Source organism: Streptomyces spinoverrucosus, assembly GCF_015712165.1.
GTDB lineage: Bacteria > Actinomycetota > Actinomycetes > Streptomycetales > Streptomycetaceae > Streptomyces > Streptomyces spinoverrucosus_A.
In genome coordinates this window covers 1,296,887-1,322,240 of the sequence record NZ_JADPZX010000001.1, presented here as the reverse complement: position 1 = coordinate 1,322,240, position 25,354 = coordinate 1,296,887, and the positions used below count along the sequence as shown (strand labels likewise).

Here is a 25,354-nt window from a genome sequence, read left to right as displayed (position 1 = left end):
GGCGCGATCAACCACAAGAGACCCGCACCCGGCATACGATCCGCAGCCCCGACGATCCCCTTACCGCACCCTGAGTCACGGTGAGGCAGAATCGCCGGTGATGAGCACCTACCGCGACCTAGCCTTCCCGAGGTCACTGAGCAACGCCCGCGTGACCGGCGCCCCCATCGGCTCCCGCCGCGCGGCGCTGCGCACCGTCGGCACCCGGGAACGCCGCTCCCACCTGACCGCACCCCGCGTGCCCACCGTCGGCATCGACATCGGCGGGACCAAGGTGATGGCGGGCGTCGTGGACGCCGACGGCAACATCCTGGAGAAGCTCCGCACGGAGACCCCGGACAAGTCCAAGAGCCCCAAGGTCGTCGAGGACACCATCGTCGAGCTGGTCCTGGACCTGTCCGACCGGCACGACGTGCACGCGGTCGGCATCGGCGCGGCCGGCTGGGTCGACGCCGACCGCAACCGGGTCCTGTTCGCGCCGCACCTGTCCTGGCGCAACGAGCCGCTGCGCGACCGCCTCGCCAGCCGCCTCTCCGTCCCGGTCCTGGTCGACAACGACGCCAACACCGCCGCCTGGGCCGAGTGGCGCTTCGGCGCCGGACGCGGCGAGGACCACCTCGTCATGATCACGCTGGGCACCGGCATCGGCGGCGCGATCCTGGAGGACGGCCAGGTCAAGCGCGGCAAGTTCGGCGTCGCCGGCGAGTTCGGCCACATGCAGGTCGTGCCCGGCGGCCACCGCTGCCCGTGCGGCAACCGCGGCTGCTGGGAGCAGTACAGCTCCGGCAACGCGCTGGTCCGGGAGGCGCGCGAGCTGGCCGCGGCCGACTCGCCGGTGGCGTACGGGATCATCGAGCACGTCAAGGGCAACATCGGCGACATCACCGGCCCGTTGATCACCGAGCTGGCCCGCGAGGGCGACGCCATGTGCATCGAGCTGCTCCAGGACATCGGCCAGTGGCTCGGCGTCGGCATCGCCAACCTGGCCGCCGCCCTCGACCCGTCCTGTTTCGTGATCGGCGGCGGTGTCTCGGCCGCCGACGACCTGCTCATCGGGCCCGCCCGGGACGCCTTCAAGCGACACCTCACCGGCCGTGGCTACCGCCCCGAGGCCCGTCTCGTCCGCGCCCAGCTCGGCCCCGAGGCCGGCATGGTCGGCGCCGCCGACCTCGCCCGGCTGGTCGCCCGCCGCTTCCGGCGCGCCAAACGGCGCAGGGTGGAGCGGTACGAACGCTACGAGCGGTACGCGGAGGCCCGCCGCGGCCAGGAGTCGCTGTGACGAGCTCGCTGCCGCCCCAGGCGGCTCCGGCCGAACAGCCGCAGGCGCCTGCCGACCAGCCGCAGGCGCCGGCCGAGAACCGCCGCCATGTGATGGGCCGCAGGGCGCTCACCCTGCTCATCATCGTGCTGCTCATCGGCATCCCCGCCGGATACCTGGTGATCTCCGCCAACCAGAGCCGCGACAGCGGCAAGGACAAGGAGAAGAAGTACTCGGCGCGGGGCCTGACCAAGGGCTGGCCGTCGAAGGTGCAGCGGCGGCTGTACCAGGTGCCGATACCGCATCCCTCCAACAAGGTCGCCTGGTACGAGACGAACAACTGGAAGACCAGCCGCCTCTACGTGCAGTTCCAGACCACGCACGCCGGGCTGGACGCCTTCCTCAAGGAGGTCGGCGTCAGCCGAAGCGAGCTGACCAAGGGCGACATCACGATCGGCTCGCGCGACCGGCACGTCACGGGCTGGAGGTTCTCGGGCGCGGGCGCCCGGCCCGGCGCCGACTGGGGCCTGGTCCACCAGCAGAAGAACCCCAAGCCGACGCAGGACATCGTGGTGAACACCGGCAATCCGAAGTACCCCATGGTGTACGTCGTCTCGCGCCTGATTCCCTGACGGGCCTTGCCGCCTCTGCTCCCGTCCGGTCCGGTCCGGGCCGCCGGAGCCGATTGTCAGACCCCGCCCGTAGAGTCGAAGACGACTGATCCGATGTGCGGGCGGGAGGTGACAGGACGTATGGGCGGATCCGTGCCCGAGGGGCTGGCGGCTGTCTTCCTGCCCGCACCGGTGCCGCGCGAGGGACGCGTGGCTTTCTGGGACCCGGACGGTGGCGGTACGTCGACGGCGCCCGGCCCCGCCTCCACGCCACTGACCGTCGTACGACCCCATGGCGCGGGCGTCCGCCGCAAGGAGATCCCGGCGCTGACCCTGCCGATCGGCGAGGCCCTGCCGTCGCTCGTCCGGGCCCGGCACGATCCGGCCGCCCACCCCGCCACGGCCTGCTGGGGCGCGGCCGCCCTGCACGCGCTGCGACTCGCCGCCCGGGGGCGCCTGCTGCCCGGGCTGACACCCAGCGGGCACGACGCCTGGCGGGCCGGCCCCCTCGACCCCGACGACATCGCCCACCTGCGCGCGGTGGCCGCCGCGCTGCCGTACGAGGGGCATGCGGTGCCGCTGCCCGGTCCGGGCCCGCTGCGGCTGCCCGAGCCGGAGGCGCTGATGCGGGCCTTCCTGGACGCGGTCGCGGACACCCTCCCGCGCACCCCCGCCGCCGAGCACGCCTGCGGCAGGCCCTTCGCGGCCCGCGCGCCCCAGCGCCTGCCCGCCGCCCACGACTGGGCGGCGGAGGTCGCCGCCGGGATGGACGCGGGCGTACGGATCTCCCTGCGCCTGGATCTGTCGGCGCACGACCTGTTCGACGCGGGCGAGGACGGCGAGCGGGTACGCCGGGCGGGCGCGGCGATCGTGCAGGTGCACAGCCTCGCCGACCCGACGCTCGTGGTGGACGCGGCGGCGCTGTGGACGGGGGACGCGGACGGCGACTTCGGTCCCCGCGCGCGGGTGGACGCCGCGCTCGCGGTCCGGCGCGCGGCCCGCGTCTGGGCGCCGCTGGACCAGCTCGCCGAGCAGGACGTGCCCGACGTGCTCGCCCTGTCCGAGCCGGAGCTGGGCGACCTGCTGGGCGCGGCGGCCGCCCGGCTCGCGGCGGCCGGCGTCGCCGTGCACTGGCCCCGCGACCTGGCACGGGACCTGACGGCCGCCGCGGTGGTCCGGCCGGCGCCCGGCTCGGCGACCGACGGCACCGGCTTCTTCGAGAGCGAGGAACTGCTGCAGTTCCGCTGGCAGTTGGCGCTCGGCGGCGAGCCGCTGAGCGAGGCCGAGATGGACGCGCTCGCCGAGGCCCACCGCCCCGTCGTCCGGCTGCGCGACCAGTGGGTCCTGGTCGACCCGGCGCTGGTCCGCAAGGCCCGCAAGCGCGAGCTGGGCCTGCTCGACCCGGTGGACGCCCTGTCCGTCGCGCTCACCGGCACCGCGGAGATCGACGGCGAGCAGGTCGAGGCGGTGCCGGTCGGCGCGCTGGCCGCGCTGCGCGACCGCCTCACCGCCGGGCTGCGGCCCGCCGAGCCGCCCGCCGGCCTGCGCGCCACCCTCCGTGACTACCAACTCCGGGGCCTGGCCTGGCTCGACCTGATGACCTCCCTCGGCCTCGGCGGCTGCCTCGCCGACGACATGGGACTCGGCAAGACGGTCACCGTCATCGCCCTCCACCTCAAACGCGCCCGCACCGAACCGACCCTGGTGGTCTGCCCGGCCTCCCTGCTCGGCAACTGGCAGCGGGAGATCGAGCGGTTCGCGCCCGGCGTCCCCGTCCGCCGCCACCACGGCACGGAACGCACCCTGGACGACCTCGACGGCGGCTTCGTCCTCACCACGTACGGCACGATGCGGTCGGCGGCGGCGACGCTCGCCCAGCAGAAGTGGGGCATGGTCGTCGCCGACGAGGCACAGCACGTCAAGAACCCGTACTCGGCGACGGCGAAAGCCCTGCGCACCATCCCGACGCCGGCGCGCGTCGCCCTGAGCGGCACCCCGGTCGAGAACAACCTCTCCGAGCTGTGGGCACTGCTGGACTGGACGACGCCCGGCCTGCTCGGCCCACTGAAGTCCTTCCGCGCCCGGCACGCCCGCGCGGTGGAGACCGGCGAGGACGAGGAGGCGGTGACCCGCCTCGCCCGACTCGTCCGCCCCTTCCTGCTGCGCCGCAAGAAGTCCGACCCCGGGATCGTCCCCGAACTGCCGCCCAAGACGGAGACCGACCACCCGGTGCCGCTCACCCGCGAACAGGCCGCGCTGTACGAGGCGGTGGTGCGGGAGTCCATGCTGGCCATCGAGACCGCGGAGGGCATGGCGCGCCGTGGCCTGGTGCTGAAGCTGTTGACCTCGCTCAAGCAGATCTGCGACCACCCGGCGCTGTACCTGAAGGAGGAGCACGCCCCGTACGGCGGCGACCGGCTCGCCGCCCGCTCCGGCAAACTCGCCCTGCTGGACGAGCTGCTGGACACGCTCCTCGCGGAGGACGGCTCGGCGCTGGTCTTCACGCAGTACGTCGGCATGGCCCGCCTCATCACGTCCCACCTGTCCGCCAGGGCCGTCCCGGTGGACCTGCTGCACGGCGGCACACCGGTACCGGAACGCGAACGCATGGTGGACCGCTTCCAGGGCGGCGCCACCCCGGTCCTCGTGCTGTCCCTCAAGGCCGCCGGCACCGGCCTGAACCTCACCCGCGCGGGCCACGTCGTCCACTTCGACCGCTGGTGGAACCCGGCGGTCGAGGAACAGGCCACCGACCGCGCCTACCGCATCGGCCAGACCCAGCCCGTCCAGGTACACCGCCTGATCACCGAGGGCACGGTGGAAGACCGCATCGCCGAGATGCTCCAGTCCAAGCGCGCCCTGGCCGACGCGATCCTCGGCTCCGGGGAGGCGGCCCTCACAGAGCTGACGGACCGTGAGCTGTCCGACCTCGTGTCGCTGCGGAGGGCGTCGTGACGGGGGAGCGGGGGCGGCCCTGGGTGTGGGGTGACGGTGAGGTGCCTGATGAGGCGCTGGCGTCGGGTGAGGAGGGCGCGGGGGTGGGGGGCGAGGCGGGTCGTGGTGCGCAGGGTTTGGGGGAGGGGGGCGAGGCGGGTCGTGGTGCGCAGGGTTTGGGGGAGGGGGGCGAGGCGGGTCGTGGTGCGCAGGGTTTGGGGGAGGGGGGCGAGGCGGGTCGTGGTGCGCAGGGTTTGGGGGAGGGGGGCGAGGCGGGTCGTGGTGCGCAGGGTTTGGGGGAGGGGGGCGAGGCGGGTCGTGGTGCGCAGGGCTTGGGAAAGGGGGTCGGAGCGGGTCGCCTTTCGCAGGGCTTGGGGGAGGGGGCCGAGGCGGGTTGCGGTTCGCAGCACCTGGGGGAGGAAGCTGAAGCGGTGGCGCAGGCGCGGCCCGCTGACGTGGCGCGTCGGGCTCTGCGGGCTGCTCGGGGGCTGAGGAGCCGGGAGGAGGATTCGGGTGACGCCGTGGACGGCCGGAGCCTGCCTCGTGACCGACGTCAGGCAGCCGCACCCGACCCCGAACCGGGCAACTCCGCGAGCCACGAGGCCCGGCCCGGTGACGCCGCTCGGGCCGCGCTGCGGCGCGCGGTGTCGACTCGGCGGGCCGTCGCCGCGGACGCCGGGGCGGCCGAAGCACCGGGGGACGGATCGGACCGGGCGCCCAGCGGGGCATCGGCCGCCGGTGTCCCCGACGCCCCCGGCGAGGACCCGGACCCCACCACTCCGGCAAGGGCCCGGCCCTCCACCCGTCCCGCCGACGTCGCGCGCGACGCCCTGCGCGCTGCCCGAAGCGAGCGGGAGGCGCAGGCACGGCAGGTAAGGGAGGACATCGAGGCCACGGACGTCGAGCCGGAGGCCCGTTCGGCGTACCGATCCGCACCGACGCCGCCGCGCCCCACCCCGCTGCCCCGACCGGCTACTGGGTCCCGACGCCCGCGTGAACTGGGCGAGTTGCTCGCGAGCGCAGTCAAGCCGCCGGCCCCGGCAACCGCGACGCACGAGCGTCCGCCCGCCCACGACCCGAACCACACAATCCCCTCTGGGCCGCCCGCTGCCGCACCCGCGGAGGGCACCACCACCCCACTCCCCGAATCCGCCGCCGCGCCCGCGGAGCACATCACCGCCGACCCGAACCGCGCGACCCCCTCTGGGCCGCCCGCTGCCGCACCCGGGGAGGGCACCACCCCACACCCCGAACCCGCCGCCGCACCCCAGGAGCGCGCCACCGCCGACCCAAAGCGCAATAGCCCCTCCGTGCCGCCCGCTGCCGCACCCGCGGAGGGCACCACCCCACACCCCGAACCCGCCGCCGCACCCCAGGAGCGCGCCACCGCCGACCCGAACCGCAAGCCCCCCTCCGTGCCGCCCGCTGCCGCACCCCCGGAGGGCACCACCACCCCCCACCCCGAACCCGCCGCCGCAACTCCCCGCGTCCCCCGCTCCATGGCCTCCCCCCACCGGGACGGAGACCTGCGCCGCACCTTCCCCGCGTTCCCGCCCCGCCCCTCGGACGAGGACGCGCCCTTCGCGGAGACCTGGTGGGGCAACGCCTGGATCAGCGCGCTGGAGCAGGGCGCGTTGGACGTCAAGCGGCTGGCGCGCGGACGTGGTTACGCCCAGCAGGGCCATGTGGACGCCATCACGGTGACCCCGGGCCTCGTCCTGGCGTACGTCCGCGGCAGCCGCCCCCGGCCCTACCGCGTGCAAGTGCGGCTGCGCACGCTGGACGACGCGGACTGGGAGCGGTTCCTGGACGCCGCCGCCGACCGGCCCGGCCATATCGCGGCGCTGCTCGACAAGGAGATGCCCCAGGCGCTCGCGGACGGCGACGTCCCGCTGCTCCCGGGCCCCGGCGACCTCGACCCGCACTGCAGTTGCCCCGACCGCGGCCACCCCTGCAAGCACGCCGCCGCCCTCTGCTACCAGACCGCGCGCCTGCTCGACGCCGATCCCTTCGTCCTGCTCCTGCTGCGCGGCCGGGGCGAACGCGAGCTGCTCGACGCCCTGTCCCGCCGCAACGCCACCCGCGCGGCCCGCGCCGCCCAGGAGCGGGAACCGGCCCCGCTGCCGGGCATCCGGGCCACCGACGCCCTGGCCCGAAGCGAACGTCCACCCCTCCCGCCCCCGTTGCCCGCCCCACCGCACCCCGAACAACCCCCGGTCTACCCCGCCGCCCCGGGCGGCCCGGACCCGTTCGCGCTGGACCAGCTGGCCACCGACGCCGCCGCCCGTGCCCACGCCGTGCTCGTCACCGGCCACGACCCGGTCGCGGAGCTGACGCTGTGGCAGGACGCGGTACGACTCGCGGCGGCCCGCCCCGGCTCCGGCCTCACCGCCGGCACACGCGCCCTGTACTCCTCGCTCGCCTCCGCCGTCGGCCGTAGCCCGGCGGAGCTGGCGCGCGCGGTCGCCGCCTGGCGGCAGGGCGGCCTCGACGGCCTCGCCGCGCTCGAAGAACCCTGGGATCCACCGGCCGGCCGCTTCGACCGCGCCCGCCCCCTCCTCCTCGCCGCCGACCTCCCCGCCTTCCGCCCCTGGCGCAACCGCCTCACCCACCCGAACGGCCACGTCCAGCTCCGCCTGGGCCGCGACGCCCTCTGGTACGCCTACGAGTCCGAACCGGGCCGGGACGACTGGTGGCCCCGAGGCACCCCGGACCCCGACCCGGTCGGCGCCCTGACCGGCCTCGGCGCCATGGACGAACCATGAGGCGACCCTGGCACATGGCTGTATCGGCCTGACCAGGTGGATGACCTCCCGGCAGCGTAGCTCCTCGCCATCCTCGGCCTCGACGCTCTCGCTTTCGTCGGCCAGCCGCATCCGAACATGGACCAACTGGACGCCTCGCCGGGGGGCACCTGTCCGATGGCGCGTCGACACAGGTACGCCCCTCCGGGTTCGGCGCGTTCAATGAAAGCGCGAGGACGGTCGAAGGCGCGGGCAGCCTCACCCCTTACGGCCGGGTTCGCATTCCTTCGTACAGAAGGTCGAGCATCCGACCCACCTGTTCGCGATCCTCGAGTACGCCGACGACCATGGCGATGCCGCTGAGTGACACCACCAGATCGTCCGCTTTGACCTCGGGACGCGTAAATCCTGCCGCGGCGGTCGCCGACAGCAGCGCGCCAACCGCGTCATCGAGCCGCTCACGGCTCTGCGCGAACGGGTCCCCGCCCGCGGCCACGACGGCTCGGATCGCATCCGTCAGACCGATCTTGGTGGCCCAGTAGTCGATGAAACGGTCCATCCAGGTACGCAGGGCATCAGCGGGCGGCATCGCCTCGATCAGCTCCCCGGCAGCGGCGCACACTGCGTCCAGCTCCGAACGGTACGCCGCTTCGATGAGGTCCTCTCGCGCCGGAAAGTGGCGGTAGACCGTCCCCACACCGACGCCGGCCTCCTTGGCGATCTCGGTGAACGGGACTTCCGCACCGCGCTCCACGAACAGCCGCAACGCCACCTCGAGGATGCGCGCACGATTGCGCTGCCCATCTGCACGCGGCCTGCGCTGCACAGCCCCCGTCACGGCCACCTCCACAAACCGGAATGTATTCCACTTCCCATCATACATACCGGCCGGGCCGCCACCGCCGGGCCGAGGCGCAGCCGGAGGCACCTCGCACGGACTTGCAATCGGAATCGATTCCGCTTAACTTGAATTACCGGAATCGATTCCGCATAACGATCGGCGCCCCTGCCGCGAGAGCGGCCAAGAGGTGACGGGGAGCGCCCATATGAACGGAGACCACACACATGAGCACGCATGAGCGTTTCACCACGCCCTTCGGCTTTCACACCACCGCCGACGAGGTCATCGAGGGCGTCGACCTGACCGGCAAGCGCGCGATCATCACCGGCGCGGCCTCCGGCATCGGCGTGGAAACGGCACGCGCCCTGGCCAGTGCCGGTGCGGATGTCACCCTCGCCGTCCGCAACGTCGAGGCGGGCAACCGTGTCGCCCAGGAGATCACGGCCAAGACCGGCAACCCCAAGGTGACCGCCGCGCCGCTGGAGCTGACCGACCGCGCCTCCGTCGCGTCCTTCACCGACGCCTGGCAGGGCCCCCTGCACATCCTGGTCAACAACGCCGGGATCATGGCCCTGCCCGAGCTCCACCGCACGCCCGAGGGCTGGGAACTGCAGTTCGCCACCAACTACCTCGGCCACTTCAACCTGACCCTCGGCCTCCACGACGCGCTCGCAGCCGCCGGCGGCGCGCGCATCGTCTCGCTCAGCTCCGTCGGCCACCTGTTCTCGCCGGTGGTCTTCGACGACATTCACTTCGAGCGCCGCCCCTACGAGGAGTGGGCCGCCTACGGCCAGTCCAAGACCGGCAACGTGCTGCTGGCAGTGGGAGCGGCCAAGCGGTGGGCCGACGACGGGATCACCGCCAACGCGGTCATGCCCGGCGGTATCCGCACCGGCCTCCAGCGCCACCAGCAGCACAACATGACGCCAGAGATCGAGGAGGCCTTCGCGAACTTCAACTGGAAGACCGTCGAGGAAGGCGCCGCCACCTCGGTCCTGGTGGCCGCGTCCCCCCTGCTCGAAGGCGTCACCGGCCGCTACTTCGAGGACTGCAACGAGGCCGAACTCAACACCAACCCCAGCCCCAACTCCGAGCGCGGTGTGCTCCCCTACGCCCTCGACGAGAACAACGCGGAGCGGCTCTGGGACCTCGGTACCGCCATGCTTCGCTCCTGACGCACGCCGCCCCTGAAGGGAACACCTCCACCGCCATGAAAATCCAGGGAAAGACCGCCTTCATCGCCGGCGCCACCTCGGGGCTCGGCCTGGGCGCGGCCCGCTACTTCGCCGAACGCGGTGCGAACGTCGTCCTCGTCGGGCGCCGCCGCGAGCTCGCCGAGAAACTCGCCGCCGAACTCGGCGACAACGCCCTCGGCCTCGGCGCGGACATCACCGACCCCGAGCAGGTGACCGCCGCCGTCCAGGCTGCCACCGACCGGTTCGGCGCGATCGACATCAACCTCAACACCGCCGGTTACATCGCCGCGGTCGGGCTGACCACCGCCGACGGAACGCCGACCGATCTCGCGGAGTTCAGCCGGATGGTCACCACGAACCTCGTCGGCACTTTCAATGTCATGAGCCACGCCGCCGCGGCCATGCTCGACAACGAGCCGGACGACGACGGCGAGCGAGGCGTCATCATCAACACCTCCTCCGCCGCCGCCCACGACGGCACCGTCGGCATGGTCGGATACTCCGCGACCAAGGCCGCGCTGGTGGGCATGACGCTCCCCGCCGCCCGCGAGTTCGCCGGCCGCGGCATCCGCGTCAACACCATCGTCGCCGGTGGCTTCGACACGCCGATCTTCGACGGCTTCACCGACGACGCGGCCATCGCCCAGCAAGTCCAGCACTTCGCCGGCCCCCGCCGCCTTGGCAGGCCCGAGGAGTTCGCCGCCTTCGCCGCACACCTGGTGGAGAACGGCTACTTCAACGCCTCCAACCCACGCCTGGACGCGGGATATCGCATCCCCCTCCAGTTCTAGGGCAGCACATAATGCAGGTCAGGAGCTGCGGTCGGACGGTGGAACCAGCCGTGTTCCGCCTCCGGCGAGGGACGCGGGCAGATGGGAGGTGAGCGCGGCCCGCAGGGCCTGGGGCTGCTCGGCGGCGAGGTGCCCGCAGCCGATGACCTTCAGGACGGCACGCGGGATGCCCGCCGCGAGTTCCTTCGCGTGCTCCACCGGAGTCGCCACGTCGTGGGAGCCCCCGACGACGAGGGTGGGTGCGGCGATCCTGGCCAGGTCGGGGCGCAGGTCGTACGTGGCGAGGGCGTCGCAGCATGCCGCGTAGCCGACGGGGTCGGCCTCGGCGAGATTGCCGATCAGCCTGCGGCCGAAGGGGGACTTGGCGATTTCCTCGGTGGCGAACCAGCGGTCCGGGCTGGTCACCAGCAGGGGAGAGGTCCCCTTGAGCCGTACGAGTTCCGCGCGCTCGTACCAGGGTTGCGGCGCCCCGAAGTGCGCGGAGGAGCAGACCAGTGCCAGGGACGCGACACGTTCGGGGTGGTGTGCCGCGAGGTGGGCGCCGATGGCTCCGCCCAGGGAGATGCCCGCGTAGTGGAAGCGGTCCCAGCCGTGGTGGTCGGCCAGTTCGAGCACCAAGGACGCGAGGTCCTCGACCGTCGTGCGTCCGGGCCCGGGATCGCGCAGCGGCCCGGTGGTGGAACCGCCATGTCCGGGCAGATCGAAGCGCAGGACCCGGAAACGGCGGATCAGGGAGGGCAGTTGGGGTTCCCAGACCGCCTTGGAGGTGCCCAGGGACGGACCGAGGACCAACGGCGGCGCGTCGACCGGACCGGCCAGGTGGTGGTGCAGCAGGTGTGGCGCGGGCACAGCGGCTCCCGAGGACTACTGGCGTTCGAGGACGAGGGCAAGGCCCTGGCCGACGCCGATGCAGAGGGTGGCGATGCCGGTGCCACTGCCCCGGCGGGCGAGCTGGTGAGCCACGGTGCCGGCGAGACGGGCATCGGAGGCGCCGAGGGGTGACCGAGGGCGAGGAGTTCGCGGATGGCATGTGCGCCGAGGTCGTCGGGGCGAACGCTCGCGAGGGCGCCGTTGTAGCGGCCGATCGGGGTGCGGACGGCGTCGACGATGTAAACCGTGTTCACAGCAGGCCCTCCGAGAGGATGAGCTTGGCGTCGGTCCTGGCGATGACGTCGTCGACGCTCACTCCAGGGGCGACCTCGGTCAACAAGAGTCCATCCGGTGTCACGTCGATCACGGCGAGATCGGTGATGACCCGGTTCACACACGCCCTGCCGGTGAGCGGCAGCGTGCACTCCTCCAGGATCTTCGGCGAGCCGTCCTTGGCGGTGTGCGTCATCACGACGATGACCGTGCGGGCGCCGTGGACCAGGTCCATCGCCCCGCCGATTCCCGTGATCAGCTTGCCCGGGACGGCCCAGTTCGCCAGGTCGCCGTTCGCGGACACCTGCATGGCGCCCAGGACGGCGACGTCGATGTGCCCGCCGCGGATCATTCCGAAGGACAGCGCGGAGTCGAAGAAGGAGGCGCCGGGCAGGACGGTGACGGTCTCCTTGCCGGCGTTGATCAGGTCCGGGTCGACGGCGTCCTCGGTCGGATAAGGGCCGGTGCCCAGGATGCCGTTCTCCGACTCCAGGATCACCTCGACGCCGGGCGGGAGGTGGTTGGGGATCAGGGTCGGCAGGCCGATGCCGAGGTTGACGTATTGCCCGTCGTTCAGTTCGCGCGCGGCCCGGGCGGCCATCTGTTCCCGTGTCCAGGGCATCAGCCGCTCACCCTCCGCCGCTCGATCTTCTTGTCCGCCGCCTGCTCGGGGGTGAGCGCGAGGACCCGCTGGACGAAGATGCCGGGCAGGTGCACCGCGTCCGGATCGATCTCTCCGGGCTCGACGAGTTCCTCGACCTCGGCGATCGTCACCCGACCGGCCATCGCGGCAAGGGGGTTGAAGTTCCGCTCTTCAACGCCACCGGCATGGCCACCCCGGACGACCTGGAGGAATTCCGCTCCTGCCAGAAGACCTACCTCGCCGAGTCCATGCCCTGGAACGACCTCAGCCGTGGCGCCGTGCACCAGATCGACGGCCCCGACGAGGACGCCAAGAAGATCGGGATCAACCCGATCGCCAGCGGTGTACGCACCGAGGACGAGGGGCTCTACCCCATCCAGCACGGCTACTGGGCGCGGACCCTGAGTGCGGCTCTGGAGGCGACCAAGTGACCACGGCAATCGATGAGTCGACTCTCGAAGGCATCCGCCAGTTCCTCTATCGCGAGGCGCGCTACCTGGACGACCGCGAGTTCGAGCAGTGGCTGGAGTGCTACCACCCGGACGCCGAGTTCTGGATGCCGGCCTGGGCCGACGACGACGAGCTCACCCGCGACCCGCAGCGCGAGATCTCCCTCGTCTACTACCCGAGCCGGGCCGGCCTGGAGGACCGTGTCTTCCGCATCCGCACCGACCGCTCCAGCGCCACGAGCCTGCCCGAGCCCCGCACCGGCCACAACATCACCAACGTCGAGATCACCGGCCGCGACGGCGACGTGCTGGACGTCCGCTTCAACTGGTTCACGCTCTACTACCGCTACCAGACGACAGACACGTACTTCGGCTCGTCCTTCTACCGCCTCGACGTCTCCGGTCCCGAGCCGCTGATCACCAGCAAGAAGGTCGTCCTGAAGAACGACTACGTGCACCACGTCGTCGACATCTACCACGTCTGAGATGAGCACGATCATGTCTTTCCAGGTCGCCCTGAACTTCGAGGACGGCATCACCCGCTTCATCGAGTGCCGCCCCGACGAGACGGTTGCCGAGGCCTCCTACAAGGCCCGCATCAACATCCCCCTCGACTGCCGCGACGGTGCCTGCGGCACCTGCAAGTCGCTGTGCGAGTCCGGGAGTTACGACGGCGGCGACTACATCGACGAGGCACTGACGGAGGACGAGGCGGCGCTCGGTCACTGCCTGCCCTGCCAGATGACCCCGCACAGCGACCTCGTGCTGCGCATCCCGTCCTCGTCCGCGGCCGCCAAGACGGGCGCCGCCACCCACACCGCCACCGTCGTCGACATCAAGCGCCACTCCGACACCACCGTGGAGTTCACGCTCGCCGCCGACGACCGGGAGGCGCTCGGCTTCCTGCCCGGCCAGTACGTCAACGTCGCCGTGCCCGGCACCGGCCAGACCCGCTCGTACTCCTTCAGCTCAGGACCGGGCCAGCGGCACCTTTCCTTCCTGGTCCGCATCGTCGAGGGCGGGACGATGTCCCGTTACCTCACCGAGCGTGCCCAGGTCGGCGACCGCCTGGAGTTCACCGGCCCCATGGGCAGCTTCTACCTGCGTGCACTCACCCGCCCCGCCCTGCTGCTGGCGGGCGGCACCGGCCTGGCACCGCTGCTCTCGATGCTGGAGCAGCTGGCCCAGCAGCCGCCCGGCCACCCGGTCCACCTGCTCTACGGCGTCACCACCGACCAGGACCTCGTCCACCTGGACACCCTGCGGGACTACGCCGACGTCATCCCGGGCTTCACCTTCGACCACTGTGTGGCCGACCCGAACAGCACCGCCCGCAACAGGGGCTTCGTCACCGGGCTGATGGACTCCGGCACCCTCCACGACGGAGACGCGGACGTCCATCTGTGCGGACCGCCCGCCATGGTCGAGGCAGTACGCGCCCACATCGCATCGCTCGGCGTGAGCCCGGCGAGCTTCCACTACGAGAAGTTCACGCCGGCTGTCGTACGCGAGACGGCGGAGGCGGCGTGATCGCGCACAGGGAGAGGTTCGCCGGCAAAAGGGCCGTGGTGACCGGAGCCGCGCAGGGCATCGGCCTCGAAGTCGCCCGCAGGCTTGTGGCCGAGTCCGCCGAGGTCGTCCTGGTGGACCGCTCGGGGACCGTCCGGGAAGCCGCTGACGACCTCAAGGCCCACGCCGTCCTGGCCGACCTGGAGACACGAGGGCGCGCGGAGCGCCGTCGCGGAGTCCCTCGAACTGCTCGGCCGGATCGACGTCCTGGTCAACAACGTCGGCGGCACGATCTGGGCCAAGCCCTTCGAGCACTACGCACCCGACGAGATCCAGGCCGAGATCCAGCGCTCTCTCTTCCCGACCCTGTGGACCACCCGCGCCGTCCTGCCCCACCTCGTCGAGCAGCGCTCAGGCACGATCGTCAACGTCTCCTCCATCGCCACCCGCGGCATCCACCGCATCCCCTACTCGGCGGCCAAGGGCGGCGTCAACGCCCTCACCGCCTCCCTCGCCATGGAGGCCGCCCCGTACGGCATCCGGGTCGTCGCCACCGCGGCCGGCGGCACGGACGCGCCGCCCCGCCGCGTGGCCCGGGGTCCCGCTCCCCGCACCGAGCAGGAGAAGGCCTGGTACCAGCGGATCGTCGACCAGACCATCGACTCCTCGCTGCTCAAGCGCTACGGCACCCCGCAGGAGCAGGCCGCGGCGATCTGCTTCCTCGCCTCCGACGAGGCCTCCTACATCACCGGCACGGTGCTCCCCGTCGGCGGCGGCGACCTCGGCTGAACTCCGCATCCCCCCACCCCAGTACGCCGCTGCCCGCCCGCCTCGCCTTCCTTCGGCCGGGCAGTGGAGCACACCCATCCGCTCACACGAACATGGGGTCCCCTCAATGAACACGCAGGAGCACAGAACCACGCAGGACCACAGAACCACCGACCCACGGCACCGTGCCACGCTGCGCTGGATCGTCGCCATCGCCACGGTCGCCCTCGTCTTCGACGGCTACGACCTCGTCGTCTACGGCGCCGTCGTCCCCGTCCTGCTGCGCGACCCGAGCCAGCTCGGCGCTCTCACCGCGACCCAGGCCGGCGCCCTCGGGTCGTACGCCCTCATCGGCGTCATGGTCGGCGCCCTGATCGCCGGGGCCGTCGGCGACCACATCGGGCGGCGCCGGATCATGCTGACCGGCATCGTGTGGTTCTCGAGGTTGGTCGGGTCGACGCCGCGGCACCAGGCGACGCCGTGCTCACGGTAGGTCGGGAAGACGTAGTCGTCCTCGCGGGTGGCCCGGCCGGAGCCGATCTGGGCGGCCTCCTGGCCGAGCAGCGAGGGCCACAGTCCCAACTCGCCCTGGCGCTGCAGGGCGGTGGCCTCGGCGTCGAAGCGGCGGGTGAGCACCATGTCGCGGTACAGGCCGCGGAGCTCTTCGGAGGTGATCCCGGCGACGTAGCCGTCGAACTCGGCGTTCTTGACCCGCTTGCCCTCGGGCGTCAGCAACTGCACGAGTTCGGGGTCGGTGCTCTTCCTGCTGTCCAGGGTCATGTGTGCTTCTCCGCCGTTTCGACCTCGGGGGTTGCCGGGTGGCCGGGCTTGGTGAGGGCGGGGGAGGAGGTGAGGGCGAGTTGGACGAGGCTTTCGGCGAGGTTGTCGTCGAGGGGGGAGTCGATCATGAGGCGGCGGTAGAGGATGGTGCCGGCCCAGACGTCCTGGAGGAGGTCGGTGTCGAGGTCGGCGGGGAGGTCGCCGCGTTGGATGCCGCGGCGCAGGGCGACGGCGATCTTGTGGCGTTTGCGCAGGAGGAAGGCTTCTCGGAAGCGGGCCATGAGTTCGGTGTTGGGGAAGAGGTCCGCGGCGAGTGCGGGCAGGGTGACGGCCACGTCCTTGTTGGCGTAGTTGTCGATGGTCATGTCGACGGCTCGGCGTAGTTCGGCGCGGGTGTCGCCGAGGTCGGGGATGTCGTCGCCGCGGAAGGCTTGTGCGAGTGCGTCGGCGACCAGTGCTTCTTTGCTGGGCCACCAGCGGTAGATGGTCGTTTTGCCGACGCCGGCTTCTGCGGCGACGGCCTCGATGGTGAGGGCCGGGTAGCCGCGTGCGGTGAGGATGTCCCGCGCTGCGCTGAGGATTTTGGGGGCGGAGCGGGGGGTGGCTCCTGTGTGGGAGGCGAATACAAGATTCATGAATAGAACGATACGTAGCGTTGCGTTCTTGGGGCAAGGTGTACTACGGTCGTCCCGTCCGAGTGAAACGCTACGTTTCGTAGCCTCCGATGGAAGGGAGCCCGCCATGAAGGGCTACACCGTCCCCCTGTCCCCCCGCGGCGAGGCCAACCTGGCCCCCGCCCCGCCCTGGCACTACGCCGGCACCGTCGTCGGCGTGGAGTTCTTCACCGACCCGGCCGCCGCCGAAGCCGCCCTCCCCGACGGCCTCACCCCCGACCCGGAGACCTCCGGACGCGGCGTGGCCATGTTCATCGACTGGCAGTACGCCGCCTCCGGCGACGACTACCTCGACCCGGTGCGCAGCCAGTACCGCGAATTCCTGGTCACCCTCAACGCCCGCTGGAACGACACCGCGGTGGCCTGGTGCCCCTACATCTACGTCGACAACGACGCCGCGCTGGCCCGCGGCTGGGTCCAGGGCTTCCCCAAGAAGCTCGGCAGCGTCCACCAGACCCGCGCCTACGCCGTGCAGACCCCCGCCACCCCGCTGCTCGCCCCCGGCGGACGGTTCGGCGCCACCGCCTCCGCCGCCGGGCAGCGCATCGCCGAGGCCCAGGTCACCCTGGAACAGCCCGTCGAGGACCCGGCCACGTTCGTCGGCCGCCCGCTGGTCAACCTCCGCCACTTCCCCCAGCTCGCCGCGGGCAAGCACGACCAGCCGGCCGTCCACGAACTGGTGATGTCGGTCCTGGACGACGTACGACTTGCCGACGCCTGGGTCGGCTCGGGCGAGCTGTCCTTCCTCCCCGCCCGCGGTGAGGAACTGGCCGACCTGCCGGTCCGGCGCACCGGCAAGGGCTTCCGCCTCGACCTCGGCTACACGGTCAACGACCTCAAGACCCTCACCGACCCCACCGAGTGAACCGCCTTCGACTCAATCCGCAGGAGCAGACGTGCCCATCTACGCATGCACCACGGCTCAGGGAACACTGACCGCCGAAACCAAGGCCCAACTGGCCGCCGAAATCACCAGGATTCACGTGGACATCAACCACGTACCGCCCGCCTTCGTCAACGTGTTCTTCTCCGAACTCCCCAAGGACTCCGTCTTCGTGGGCGGGGAACCGGGAGTACCGCTGCTGCTCACCGGCTGGGCCCGGCGTGGACATCCGCAGGAGGAGACGACCCGTCTGGCACTCGAACTGTCCGCGGCGGTCTCCCGCATCGCAGGAGTGCAGGAGAAGGACGTCCTGGTGGTGATCCAGGACAGTCCCGCGCGGTCCGCCGTCGCGGCCGGCCGGTCCCTGCCCGAGCCCGGAGAAGAGAAGGACTGGCTGCGCACCCCGTCGGGGTGATCCGGCTGTCTGTTTCATCGAGACGGTGGCGCACTTTCTCCATATCGCGAGACCTTCTGTCCTTTTTTCTCGCTTCGGATGGGTACCGCTGGCTCGGGATGCTTTCCCCGGCCTAGAAACGGTCCCAGAGCAACCGAGACGAGAGAAGTGAGCACCATGACGGGCATCGAGGGCCGGACAGTGAACACGGACCGCGGCAAGGTCAGCGGCGTCGCAGAGGGCGGGGTGGTCTCCTTCCGGGGCATCCCTTACGCCGCGTCGCCGGTCGGCGAGCTGCGGTTCGCGCCGCCGCAGCCGCACCCGGGCTGGACGGACGTGCGGGAGGCGGTGCAGGCCGGACCGTCCGTGCCGCAGGCCGCCTCCCGGCTGGAGAAGGTGCAGGGGCAGCGCGTGCCGGACTGGAACGAGGACGGCAGCCTGACCGTCAACGTCTTCACCCCGCGCCGGGCGTTGGAGGACGGTGCGGCCCGCCCGGTCCTGGTCTGGTGGCACGGAGGCGGCTTCACCAGCGGCTCCGGAGGCTGGGACTGGTACGACGGCGGCCGACTGGCCGCTCTGGGCGACATCGTCGTCGTCACCGCCAACTACCGTTTGGGGCCGCTGGGTTACCTCTACCTGCCGGAGATCGGCGCCGCCAACCTCGGCCCCCAGGACCAGGCCGCCGTCCTGCGCTGGGTCCAGGACAACATCGCCTCCTTCGGCGGCGATCCGCGGACCGTCACCGTCGGCGGGCAGTCCGCCGGTGCCTACTCCGCCCTGATGCTCGCCCTCGACCCCGCAACGAACGATTCCATCACCCGAGTGCTGCTGCAGAGCGGCCCCTTCGGCCTGAACCCGCAGGATGCGCACCAGGCCGCGGAGCACGCCGACGCCTATCTGCGCCTGCTGGGCATCCCGGCCGGCACGGACACCGCGAAGGCCCTGCGCGCCCTGCCGGTCGAGCAGTTGCTGGACGCCTATGGCCGGCTTTCCGTGCAGCTCGCGGCGCCGGGCAACGCGGCCCCGCCGATGTACCCGGTCCTCGGTGCACCCGGCCTGCCCCGCACCCGGCAACAGGCGCTCGCGGACGGCGATCTGGAGGGCAAGGCGCTGCTGATCGGCACCACCCGCGACGAGGCGACGGCCTTCTTCGCCTTCGATCCCCGTATCCAGAACCTCACCACCACAGACGCCCTGGACGTGCTCACCGCCCAGATCGGCCGGCAGGCCGCCCAGGACGTCTACCAGCAGCACGCGGCCCGCCTCCCGCAGGCGTCACCGGCAGAGATCTTCACCGCGGTACAGACGGACGGCCTCTTCCGCGACGGCTCGCTTCAGATCGCCGATCATCACGCGGCCGGCGGCAACACCACCTACGTCTACGAGTTCGACCACGCCCCCGCCGAGGACCCGTACGCCCTGGGCGCCACCCATTGCGCCGAACTGCCCTTCCTCTTCGGCACCTTCGACGCCTACCCCGGCAGCCCCGTCCTCGCCGGGGCCGGTGACGCCGAGCGTGCCCTTGGCCGCGAATTCGCGACCGTTGTCGCGGAGTTCGTCACCGCCGGTACGGCCGGCGACTGCCTGCCGTACGCCCCCGCCACCGCGGCCCGCATCCGCCACTTCGGCTGAGAGAGGACAGGGTCATGAAGCACATCTTCCGCAAGCCGACCATTCCTCACTGGGCCGACTTCCTGACCCTGCTGGTCACCATCTACACCTCGGACCGGCTGTACTCCCTGACCATCGCCGACCGGTTCGCGAACTGGAACCCATGGGTGCGTCCGCTCCCCCTTCACCCTGGCATCCATAGCGCTCCTCGTCTTCTTCGTGATGCCGAGATACGTCCGCTCCGTACGCTGAACGCGGCGGTGTCCGGTTCTCGCCAGTCCGCGGTAAATGCCTGGACTGAGACCCTCTCTCAACGGGACACTTCCGACTTCCGAACCTCCGGGAGTGTGATGGGGACAACAGATACGCGAGGGCCGGCGCCGGGCAGGAGCGCGGTCGTTCTGGCGCTGCGCCGCTACGGCCGGGAGCTGTTGCGACTACGACGGCTGGCCCTGCCCGCGCTGCTGCTGCCGGCCGTGGGCAACATCGGTATCCGCTACGTCGCCCCCCTGCTGATCGCCAAACTGGCAGGACAGGCCGCCCACGACGGCGGTCTCACCCTCAGCTCGGCGCTGCCGTACGTGCTGGGCTTCGGCGTGACGCTGCTGGTCGCCGAGGCCGTGTGGCGGATCGGGCAGCACTGCCTGAACCGCGTGGACGCCCTCGGTATGGAACACCTGTACGTGAGCGGCATGGACGAACTCCTCGCCAAGGACGCGGCCTTCTTCCACGACAACTTCGCCGGCTCCCTGACCAAACGGGTGCTGAGCTTCGGCAAGCGCTTCGAGGACTTCGTCGACACGGTGACGTACCGGATCGTGGGCAGTCTCGTCCCCCTGGTGTTCGGTGCCGTGGTGCTGTGGAGCTACGAACCGATGCTCGTCGCCGGCCTTCTTGTGATGATCGCGCTGACCGTGGTGGCCGCGACACCTCTGATCCGTCGTCGGCAGAGGCTCGTCAACGACCGTGAGGCGGCGCTCGCCCGGGTCTCCGGCCACGTCGCCGACAGCCTCATGAACATGGAGACCATCCGGGCGTTCGCGGCCGAGCGGCGGGAGGCCGACGAACACCGCAGCCGTGTCGCGGACTCCCGGCGCCTGACGCTGCGGTCGTGGGACTACGGCAATCTGCGCGTCGACACCCTGATCGCCCCCATGTCCGTGCTGACCAACGTGCTGGGCCTGTTGGTCGCCATCGCCTTCGGCGGCTCGGGCCAGGGAGTGGAGGAGGTCGTCGTCGCTTTCACCTACTACTCCAACGCGACCCAGATCATGTTCGAGTTCAACCAGATCTACCGGCGGCTGGAAAGCTCGATGACCGAGGCCGCCCAGTTCACCGAGCTGCTGTTGGATCCGCCCACCGTGCTCGACCCGACGGAACCCGAACCGCTCGCACCGCGGGACGCCGGCATCCGCTTCACCTCGGTCACCTTCGCTCACACGGGCGGGAAGCCGATTTTCCTGGGACTCGACCTGGACGTTCCCGACGGCGCACGTATCGGCCTGGTCGGCAGGTCCGGTGGCGGCAAGACCACACTCACCCGGCTCCTGCTGAGGATGTCGGACGTCGACGGCGGACGCATCCTGATCGGCGGGCAGGACATCAGCCGGCTGCGCCAGACCGACCTGCGCTCACTGATCGCCTACGTTCCGCAGGAACCCGCCATGTTCCACCGCAGCCTGCGGGACAACATCGCCTTCGCCCGGCCCGGCGCCACCGACGAGGAGATTCACGCGGCGGCCGCGGCCGCGCACGTCACGGAGTTCGCCGACCAACTCCCCGACGGCTTCGGCACTCTGGTGGGGGAGCGGGGGGTGAAACTCTCGGGCGGCCAGCGCCAGCGCGTGGCCCTCGCCAGGGCCATCCTGCGCGACGCCCCGATCCTGCTGCTCGACGAGGCGACCAGCGCGCTGGACTCGGAGAGCGAGCTCCTCGTCCAGGACGCCCTGTGGCGGTTGATGGACGGACGTACGGCCCTCGTGGTCGCGCACCGTTTGAGCACCGTCGCCGGCATGGACCGTCTCGTCGTCCTCGACCGCGGAAGCGTCGTCGAGCAGGGCACCCACAAGGAACTGCTCGCGGCGAACGGTGCCTACGCCAAGCTGTGGCGGCACCAGTCGGGCGGCTTCCTCGGCGAGAGCGCCGAGCCGCCCCTCGGACGCCCGGTCCCAGAAGCCAACCCCAGCGGGCTGCCCGGACCGCCCGACCCGGCGCCGGACGCGGACCGCGAGACGACGTCGTCGCACGCTCGCACGAGCACCGGGTCCACGTGACCGAATCGCTTTCCGGACATCCTTGACCGCAGCCGACGTCACGCCGATACGTCCGTCGCACGAGGCAAACCGCGCTCCGGGGGCGGCGGACAACCGCTGCTCCCGGACCGGCCGACGCCGTCCGGGAGAACGAGGGGCTGTCGACGATGATGCCGGTGCTCACCGATCCCGGAACGCCTGGGCAGTGAGGCGCCCTTCGCCGCGCTGTCCGGGGTCAGGGCAAGACCCGGCGCGAAATCGTCCGAGATGTAGCAGGAGGAGCCCGAGGGGAAGATCGCGGCGGGTGGCGAGGATCGCGTGAGCTGGCGGGGCAGGTGGGTCGGCAGCGACGCGAGTTGTTCGAAGGGGTCCGGCGAACTGAGCCAATGAAGATCGTCGATGATCAGCGTGATGGGGTCGTCGGTCGTGGCGAGCTCCGACAGGACCCGGTCCACCATGGCAGTGCCGTCGAAGGCGGGCGACGCAGCCGGCGGCTCCGCCGCCTCGTCCAGAGCACCACGGATCGCGCCGATCAGATCGAGCCAGAACAACTGCGCGTCGTTCTGGCCGCCCCGGACCGAGACGAACGCGATGCGGCGCTGCTGACCCGACTGAGCGGCCCAGGCACGCAACACAGACGTTTTCCTGCTGCCCGCGGGCGCCGAGATGATCGTCACTCGCTGCCGTGCGGCGAGATCCAGGGCCGCGACCAAGGCGTGTCGATCCATCAGCCCGACTCTGCGCGGTGCATCGGCCATCGCGCTCTCTCCTCCAAGCGAGCACCACCGTTATTCCAAGGAGATCACTCGAAGCCAGTGACGACACCTACTGGCGAGGCCGAGACCCTGAGGCCCGAAGATTCACCTTTTGTTGCCGCCTTCCTGCCGCGCCTGCTCGACGGTCGCGGCGCAGATACACCACTGGAGCGCAGCGCCGACCGGAATTGCACGTCCGGTCCACCGCCATCGGGTCACCACGGCGTACGACAAATGTCGGAAGAAGCCGGGTGAAGGTTCCGGCATCTGCTGGTAGTGACCGATCTCGCGCCGCCCGTACGGTCTGCGAACCGTCGGATTCCGGCCGCCTCACCGGTGTGGGGACCGGGCCGGGGCTGCTGAGATCGGAGCTTTGTGATGAGTGCAACAGTCGGCTTCATCGGGCTGGGGAACATCGGTGGACGGGTCGTCGCCCATCTGGTGAAGGCCGGGCATGACGTGGCCGTCTTCGACCTGAACGCCGCCGCGGTCGAAGCCGCGGTGGATGCCGGGGCCCGTGCGGCGTCCTCGGCCGGCGACGCCGCCTCCGGGGCCCGGGCGGTCTTCCTGAGTCTGCCGAACCCGGCCATCGTGTCCTCGGTCGTCGGGGAGATCCTGCCGCACACGGCCGGCGACACGGTGATCGTCGACCACAGCACGATCGACCCCGACACCTCGCGGGCCCTCGCGGCCGCTGCCGGCGAAGCAGGCGCGAGCTTCCTGGACGCCCCGGTCAGCGGCGGTGTCCAGGGAGCGGAGGCCGGCACCCTCGCCGTCATGGTGGGGGGTGACCAAGCCGCCCTGGAGCGGGTGCGCCCGCTGCTGGAGACCTATGCGGGCAGCGTCGTAAGGGTCGGGGACAGCGGCAGCGGCCAGGTCGTCAAGCTCGCCAACAACCTGATCACCGCCATCAACATCGCGGCACTGGGAGAGGCGCTGACCACGACTGTGCGCCAGGGCGTCGACCTCGACATCGCGGTGAGCGTGCTGACGAAGAGCTCGGCCAACAGCAACGTGCTGTCCAGCTACTTCCCGCGCACCCTGTTCACAGCCGAGCGGCCCACGGGCTTCGCCCTGGACTTCATGCACAAGGACCTGAGTCTGTTCCTGTCCTCCGCCGCCTCGGGTCCGGTTCCGCTGCCGCTGTCGAACACCGTCCGCGACCTGTTCACGATCGGCCGCCAACTGGGCCGCGGTGGCAAGGACTTCACCAGCGTCGTCGAGTTCTACGAGGACTTCGCCGACGTCCGCCTGCAGACCAAGGAGAACACCAAGTGAGCACCACCGACATCGAGACCCCCTTCGTCCACCAGCTGATCGGCGGCGCCTGGGGACCCGCCGACTCCGGCGACTGGATCGAGGTGGAGAACCCCGGGCGCCGCGAGGTCATCGCGCGTGTGCCCTCCTCCGGAGCATCGGACGTCGACCGGGCCGTCGAGGCGGCGAAGGCGGCGTTCCCCGCCTGGCGGGCCAAGCCCTCCCGCGAGCGCGGCGCCCTGCTGATCAAGCTCGGTGACAAGATCGCCGAGCACCAGGAGGAACTGGCGCGGATCATCGCCTCCGAGACCGGCAACGCGCTGCGCACCCAGGCCCGCGGCGAGGCCGCCTCGGCGGTGGACATCTTCCGCTACTACGGGCAGGTGGCCTCCGAGCAGAAGGGCGAGACCCTCCCCCTGGGCGACGGCCTGCTCTCCTACACCGTCCGGGAGCCGCTGGGCGTGGTCGGCGGCATCGTGCCGTGGAACGCACCGGTGCAGTTGTCCGCCCTGAAGATCGCCATGGCGCTGACCACGGGCAACACCCTCGTCCTCAAGGCGGCGGAGCTTGCCCCGCTGGGCGTGCTGCGCCTAGCGCAGTGGGCGGCGGAGATCCTGCCCGACGGCGTGCTGAACGTGATCTGCGGCCCGGGCTCCGTGGCAGGGGCACGGATCGCCTCCCACCCCGACATCGCGAAGCTGACCTTCACCGGTTCCACGGGGGTGGGGCGCGGCATCCTGGCGGCGGCCGCGGACCGGATCGTGCCCGTCACCCTGGAGCTGGGCGGCAAGTCCCCGGTCATCGTCTTCCCCGACTCCGACGACGACGCCACCGTCGACGGTGTCATCGCGGGCATGCGCTTCACCCGGCAGGGCCAGTCCTGCACCGCGGGCTCACGCCTGTACCTGCACGAGGACATCTTCGACTCGTTCCTGGACAAGCTCACCGCCAAGCTCGCCCAGCTGAAGATCGGTGACCCGCTGGACGAGGACAGCGACATCGGCGCCATCGTCAGCCGACCCCAGTACGACAAGGTCTGCCACTACATCCAGTCGGGCCTCGACAAGGGCGGCAAGCTGATCACCGGCGGCGTGCAACAGCCCGTCGACCAGGACGGCTACTACATCGCACCGACCGTGATCAGCGGCGTCGGCGCCGACTGGGAGATCACCCGAGAGGAAGTCTTCGGTCCCGTCCTGGTCGTGATTCCCTTCCGCGACGAGGACGAGGCCGTCGCGGCCGCCAACGATTCGCGCTACGGCCTGGCCGGGTACGTCTGGTCGAAGGACATCGACAAGGCGCTGCGCACCGCCAACAAGCTCCAGGTGGGCTGGATCCAGATCAATCGCGGCGGCGGCCAGATCCCCGGCATGGCCTACGGCGGCATCAAGCAGTCCGGCCTGGGCCGCGAGTACTCCGTCGACGGCGCGCTGGAGAGCTTCACCCAGCACAAGAGCTTCACCATCGCCTACCAGGCCTGACCCCGGGGCGGCGCGCCGCCCCGGTCGTACACCCCCACCAGCACGACGTCCGACAGGCGTCGCCGAAACCGACCGACCCGCGCGGTCTGTCCGCCGACAACCACCGCATCGCGCTGTACGCCCTGCCGATCTGGGCGGCTGCCCTTGTCGGCGGCCACCTCTACGCCAAACCGAGGATCACCGCCCGGGCCGCAGCCCATCAGCCGCCCGGCCCGGTGCCCGACGTCGCCACGGCGGCCGAGGAGTCCGCGGCACGCGTCGTGGACTGACACCGGGCCGCCGGGCGCGCCGGGGTCCGGCCCCGGTCGTCCCGGTAGGTCGCCGCCCGCACCGGCGACCTGCGGGCCCCTGTCCCTTGGGGCCCGCACGGCGGGCTGCCG

General features: G+C 71.3%; 22 protein-coding genes and 4 pseudogenes. 18 read left to right on the top strand and 8 right to left on the bottom strand.

Translation table 11 applies throughout. From position 1 onward, the window contains the following. Positions 1-100 precede the first annotated feature (100 nt). The 4 genes from I2W78_RS06015 to I2W78_RS06000 all read left to right on the top strand — a co-directional run bounded on the left by I2W78_RS06015 (position 101) and on the right by I2W78_RS06000 (position 7,568). Positions 101-1,279 (top strand): ROK family glucokinase, encoded by a 1,179-nt coding sequence (locus I2W78_RS06015; RefSeq protein ID WP_196457610.1) that lies wholly within the window; start codon positions 101-103, stop codon positions 1,277-1,279. After that, complete coding sequence (locus I2W78_RS06010; protein ID WP_196457608.1) at positions 1,276-1,890, top strand: sugar kinase; 615 nt, start codon at positions 1,276-1,278, stop codon at positions 1,888-1,890. The genes I2W78_RS06015 and I2W78_RS06010 overlap by 4 nt, the downstream gene beginning before the upstream one ends. A gap of 120 nt (positions 1,891-2,010) precedes the next feature. Continuing rightward, positions 2,011-4,824, top strand: coding sequence for a DEAD/DEAH box helicase (locus I2W78_RS06005; RefSeq protein ID WP_230885344.1), 2,814 nt, complete (start codon positions 2,011-2,013; stop codon positions 4,822-4,824). A gap of 500 nt (positions 4,825-5,324) precedes the next feature. After that, entirely contained in the window at positions 5,325-7,568 is a 2,244-nt protein-coding gene (locus I2W78_RS06000; protein ID WP_307783613.1) for an SWIM zinc finger family protein, read from the top strand. A 244-nt stretch (positions 7,569-7,812) separates the two neighbouring features. Here I2W78_RS06000 and I2W78_RS05995 read toward each other — a convergent pair whose 3' ends face one another. After that, positions 7,813-8,397: a TetR/AcrR family transcriptional regulator gene (locus I2W78_RS05995; protein WP_307783612.1), complete on the bottom strand. Its 585-nt coding sequence runs from the start codon at positions 8,395-8,397 to the stop codon at positions 7,813-7,815. Positions 8,398-8,612: 215 nt separating this feature from the next. Between I2W78_RS05995 and I2W78_RS05990 the strand changes: the two genes are divergently transcribed. Together I2W78_RS05990 and I2W78_RS05985 are read left to right on the top strand one after the other, a co-directional pair. Next, the gene (locus tag I2W78_RS05990) at positions 8,613-9,563 is read left to right on the top strand and encodes an SDR family NAD(P)-dependent oxidoreductase (RefSeq protein ID WP_196457604.1); all 951 of its coding nucleotides are present in this window, start codon (positions 8,613-8,615) and stop codon (positions 9,561-9,563) included. A 35-nt stretch (positions 9,564-9,598) separates the two neighbouring features. Then, positions 9,599-10,375 (top strand): SDR family oxidoreductase, encoded by a 777-nt coding sequence (locus I2W78_RS05985; protein ID WP_196457602.1) that lies wholly within the window; start codon positions 9,599-9,601, stop codon positions 10,373-10,375. Positions 10,376-10,393: 18 nt separating this feature from the next. On the opposite strand, the gene I2W78_RS05980 is transcribed toward I2W78_RS05985, so the two are convergent. The 4 genes and pseudogenes from I2W78_RS05980 to I2W78_RS05965 form a co-directional block, all read right to left on the bottom strand. After that, a complete protein-coding gene (locus I2W78_RS05980) occupies positions 10,394-11,224 on the bottom strand; it encodes an alpha/beta fold hydrolase (protein ID WP_307783611.1) in 831 nt (276 codons plus the stop codon). Between the two features lie 15 nt (positions 11,225-11,239). Next, positions 11,240-11,374, bottom strand: a pseudogene (locus I2W78_RS40230) (3-oxoadipyl-CoA thiolase); the annotation flags it as partial. 121 nt (positions 11,375-11,495) lie between these two features. Then, positions 11,496-12,140 (bottom strand): CoA transferase subunit B, encoded by a 645-nt coding sequence (locus I2W78_RS05970; RefSeq protein ID WP_196457601.1) that lies wholly within the window; start codon positions 12,138-12,140, stop codon positions 11,496-11,498. Beyond that, positions 12,140-12,331 (bottom strand): annotated as a pseudogene (locus tag I2W78_RS05965) (CoA-transferase); the annotation flags it as partial. The gene I2W78_RS05970 and the pseudogene I2W78_RS05965, both read right to left, overlap by 1 nt. Before the next feature lie 15 nt (positions 12,332-12,346). Here I2W78_RS05965 and I2W78_RS05960 point away from each other — a divergent pair. The 6 genes and pseudogenes from I2W78_RS05960 to I2W78_RS05945 all read left to right on the top strand — a co-directional run bounded on the left by I2W78_RS05960 (position 12,347) and on the right by I2W78_RS05945 (position 15,380). Beyond that, entirely contained in the window at positions 12,347-12,592 is a 246-nt protein-coding gene (locus I2W78_RS05960; protein ID WP_230886977.1) for a hypothetical protein, read from the top strand. Further along, the gene (benB, locus tag I2W78_RS05955) at positions 12,589-13,095 is read left to right on the top strand and encodes a benzoate 1,2-dioxygenase small subunit (protein WP_196457599.1); all 507 of its coding nucleotides are present in this window, start codon (positions 12,589-12,591) and stop codon (positions 13,093-13,095) included. The genes I2W78_RS05960 and benB overlap by 4 nt, the downstream gene beginning before the upstream one ends. 1 nt (position 13,096) lies before the next feature. Beyond that, positions 13,097-14,140: a benzoate 1,2-dioxygenase electron transfer component BenC gene (gene benC / locus I2W78_RS40225; RefSeq protein ID WP_230885343.1), complete on the top strand. Its 1,044-nt coding sequence runs from the start codon at positions 13,097-13,099 to the stop codon at positions 14,138-14,140. Beyond that, a pseudogene (locus I2W78_RS41355) lies at positions 14,137-14,268 on the top strand (SDR family NAD(P)-dependent oxidoreductase); the annotation flags it as partial. The gene benC and the pseudogene I2W78_RS41355, both read left to right, overlap by 4 nt. Next, the gene (locus I2W78_RS05950) at positions 14,225-14,908 is read left to right on the top strand and encodes a 1,6-dihydroxycyclohexa-2,4-diene-1-carboxylate dehydrogenase (protein WP_307783610.1); all 684 of its coding nucleotides are present in this window, start codon (positions 14,225-14,227) and stop codon (positions 14,906-14,908) included. The pseudogene I2W78_RS41355 and the gene I2W78_RS05950, both read left to right, overlap by 44 nt. A gap of 106 nt (positions 14,909-15,014) precedes the next feature. Further along, positions 15,015-15,380, top strand: a complete 366-nt coding sequence (locus I2W78_RS05945; RefSeq protein WP_230885342.1) for an MFS transporter — start codon at positions 15,015-15,017, stop codon at positions 15,378-15,380. On the opposite strand, the pseudogene I2W78_RS05940 reads toward I2W78_RS05945, so the two are convergent. Both I2W78_RS05940 and I2W78_RS05935 read right to left on the bottom strand, forming a co-directional pair. Continuing rightward, positions 15,329-15,667: pseudogene (locus tag I2W78_RS05940) on the bottom strand (thiamine pyrophosphate-dependent enzyme); the annotation flags it as partial. The gene I2W78_RS05945 and the pseudogene I2W78_RS05940 sit on opposite strands and share 52 nt — an antisense overlap. After that, positions 15,664-16,302: a TetR/AcrR family transcriptional regulator gene (locus I2W78_RS05935; protein ID WP_196457597.1), complete on the bottom strand. Its 639-nt coding sequence runs from the start codon at positions 16,300-16,302 to the stop codon at positions 15,664-15,666. The gene I2W78_RS05935 and the pseudogene I2W78_RS05940, both read right to left, overlap by 4 nt. Positions 16,303-16,408: 106 nt before the next feature. Between I2W78_RS05935 and I2W78_RS05930 the strand changes: the two genes are divergently transcribed. The 4 genes from I2W78_RS05930 (at position 16,409) to I2W78_RS05915 (ending at position 21,502) form a co-directional block, all read left to right on the top strand. Beyond that, positions 16,409-17,206 (top strand): acetoacetate decarboxylase family protein, encoded by a 798-nt coding sequence (locus I2W78_RS05930; protein ID WP_196457595.1) that lies wholly within the window; start codon positions 16,409-16,411, stop codon positions 17,204-17,206. Positions 17,207-17,237: 31 nt separating this feature from the next. Then, positions 17,238-17,639, top strand: a complete 402-nt coding sequence (locus tag I2W78_RS05925; protein ID WP_196457594.1) for a tautomerase family protein — start codon at positions 17,238-17,240, stop codon at positions 17,637-17,639. A 156-nt stretch (positions 17,640-17,795) separates the two neighbouring features. Beyond that, a complete protein-coding gene (locus tag I2W78_RS05920; protein ID WP_196457592.1) occupies positions 17,796-19,250 on the top strand; it encodes a carboxylesterase/lipase family protein in 1,455 nt (484 codons plus the stop codon). A gap of 329 nt (positions 19,251-19,579) precedes the next feature. Beyond that, positions 19,580-21,502, top strand: coding sequence for an ABC transporter ATP-binding protein (locus tag I2W78_RS05915; RefSeq protein WP_196457590.1), 1,923 nt, complete (start codon positions 19,580-19,582; stop codon positions 21,500-21,502). Between the two features lie 38 nt (positions 21,503-21,540). Here the strand turns inward: I2W78_RS05915 and I2W78_RS05910 are convergent, their stop codons facing one another. Beyond that, positions 21,541-22,239, bottom strand: coding sequence for an AAA family ATPase (locus I2W78_RS05910; protein WP_196457588.1), 699 nt, complete (start codon positions 22,237-22,239; stop codon positions 21,541-21,543). 375 nt (positions 22,240-22,614) lie between these two features. Here I2W78_RS05910 and I2W78_RS05905 point away from each other — a divergent pair, with 375 nt between their 5' ends. Both I2W78_RS05905 and I2W78_RS05900 read left to right on the top strand, forming a co-directional pair. Next, a complete protein-coding gene (locus I2W78_RS05905; RefSeq protein ID WP_196457586.1) occupies positions 22,615-23,514 on the top strand; it encodes an NAD(P)-dependent oxidoreductase in 900 nt (299 codons plus the stop codon). Then, positions 23,511-24,974, top strand: coding sequence for an aldehyde dehydrogenase family protein (locus I2W78_RS05900; RefSeq protein WP_196457584.1), 1,464 nt, complete (start codon positions 23,511-23,513; stop codon positions 24,972-24,974). The genes I2W78_RS05905 and I2W78_RS05900 overlap by 4 nt, the downstream gene beginning before the upstream one ends. The last annotated feature ends 380 nt before the right edge of the window (positions 24,975-25,354 follow it).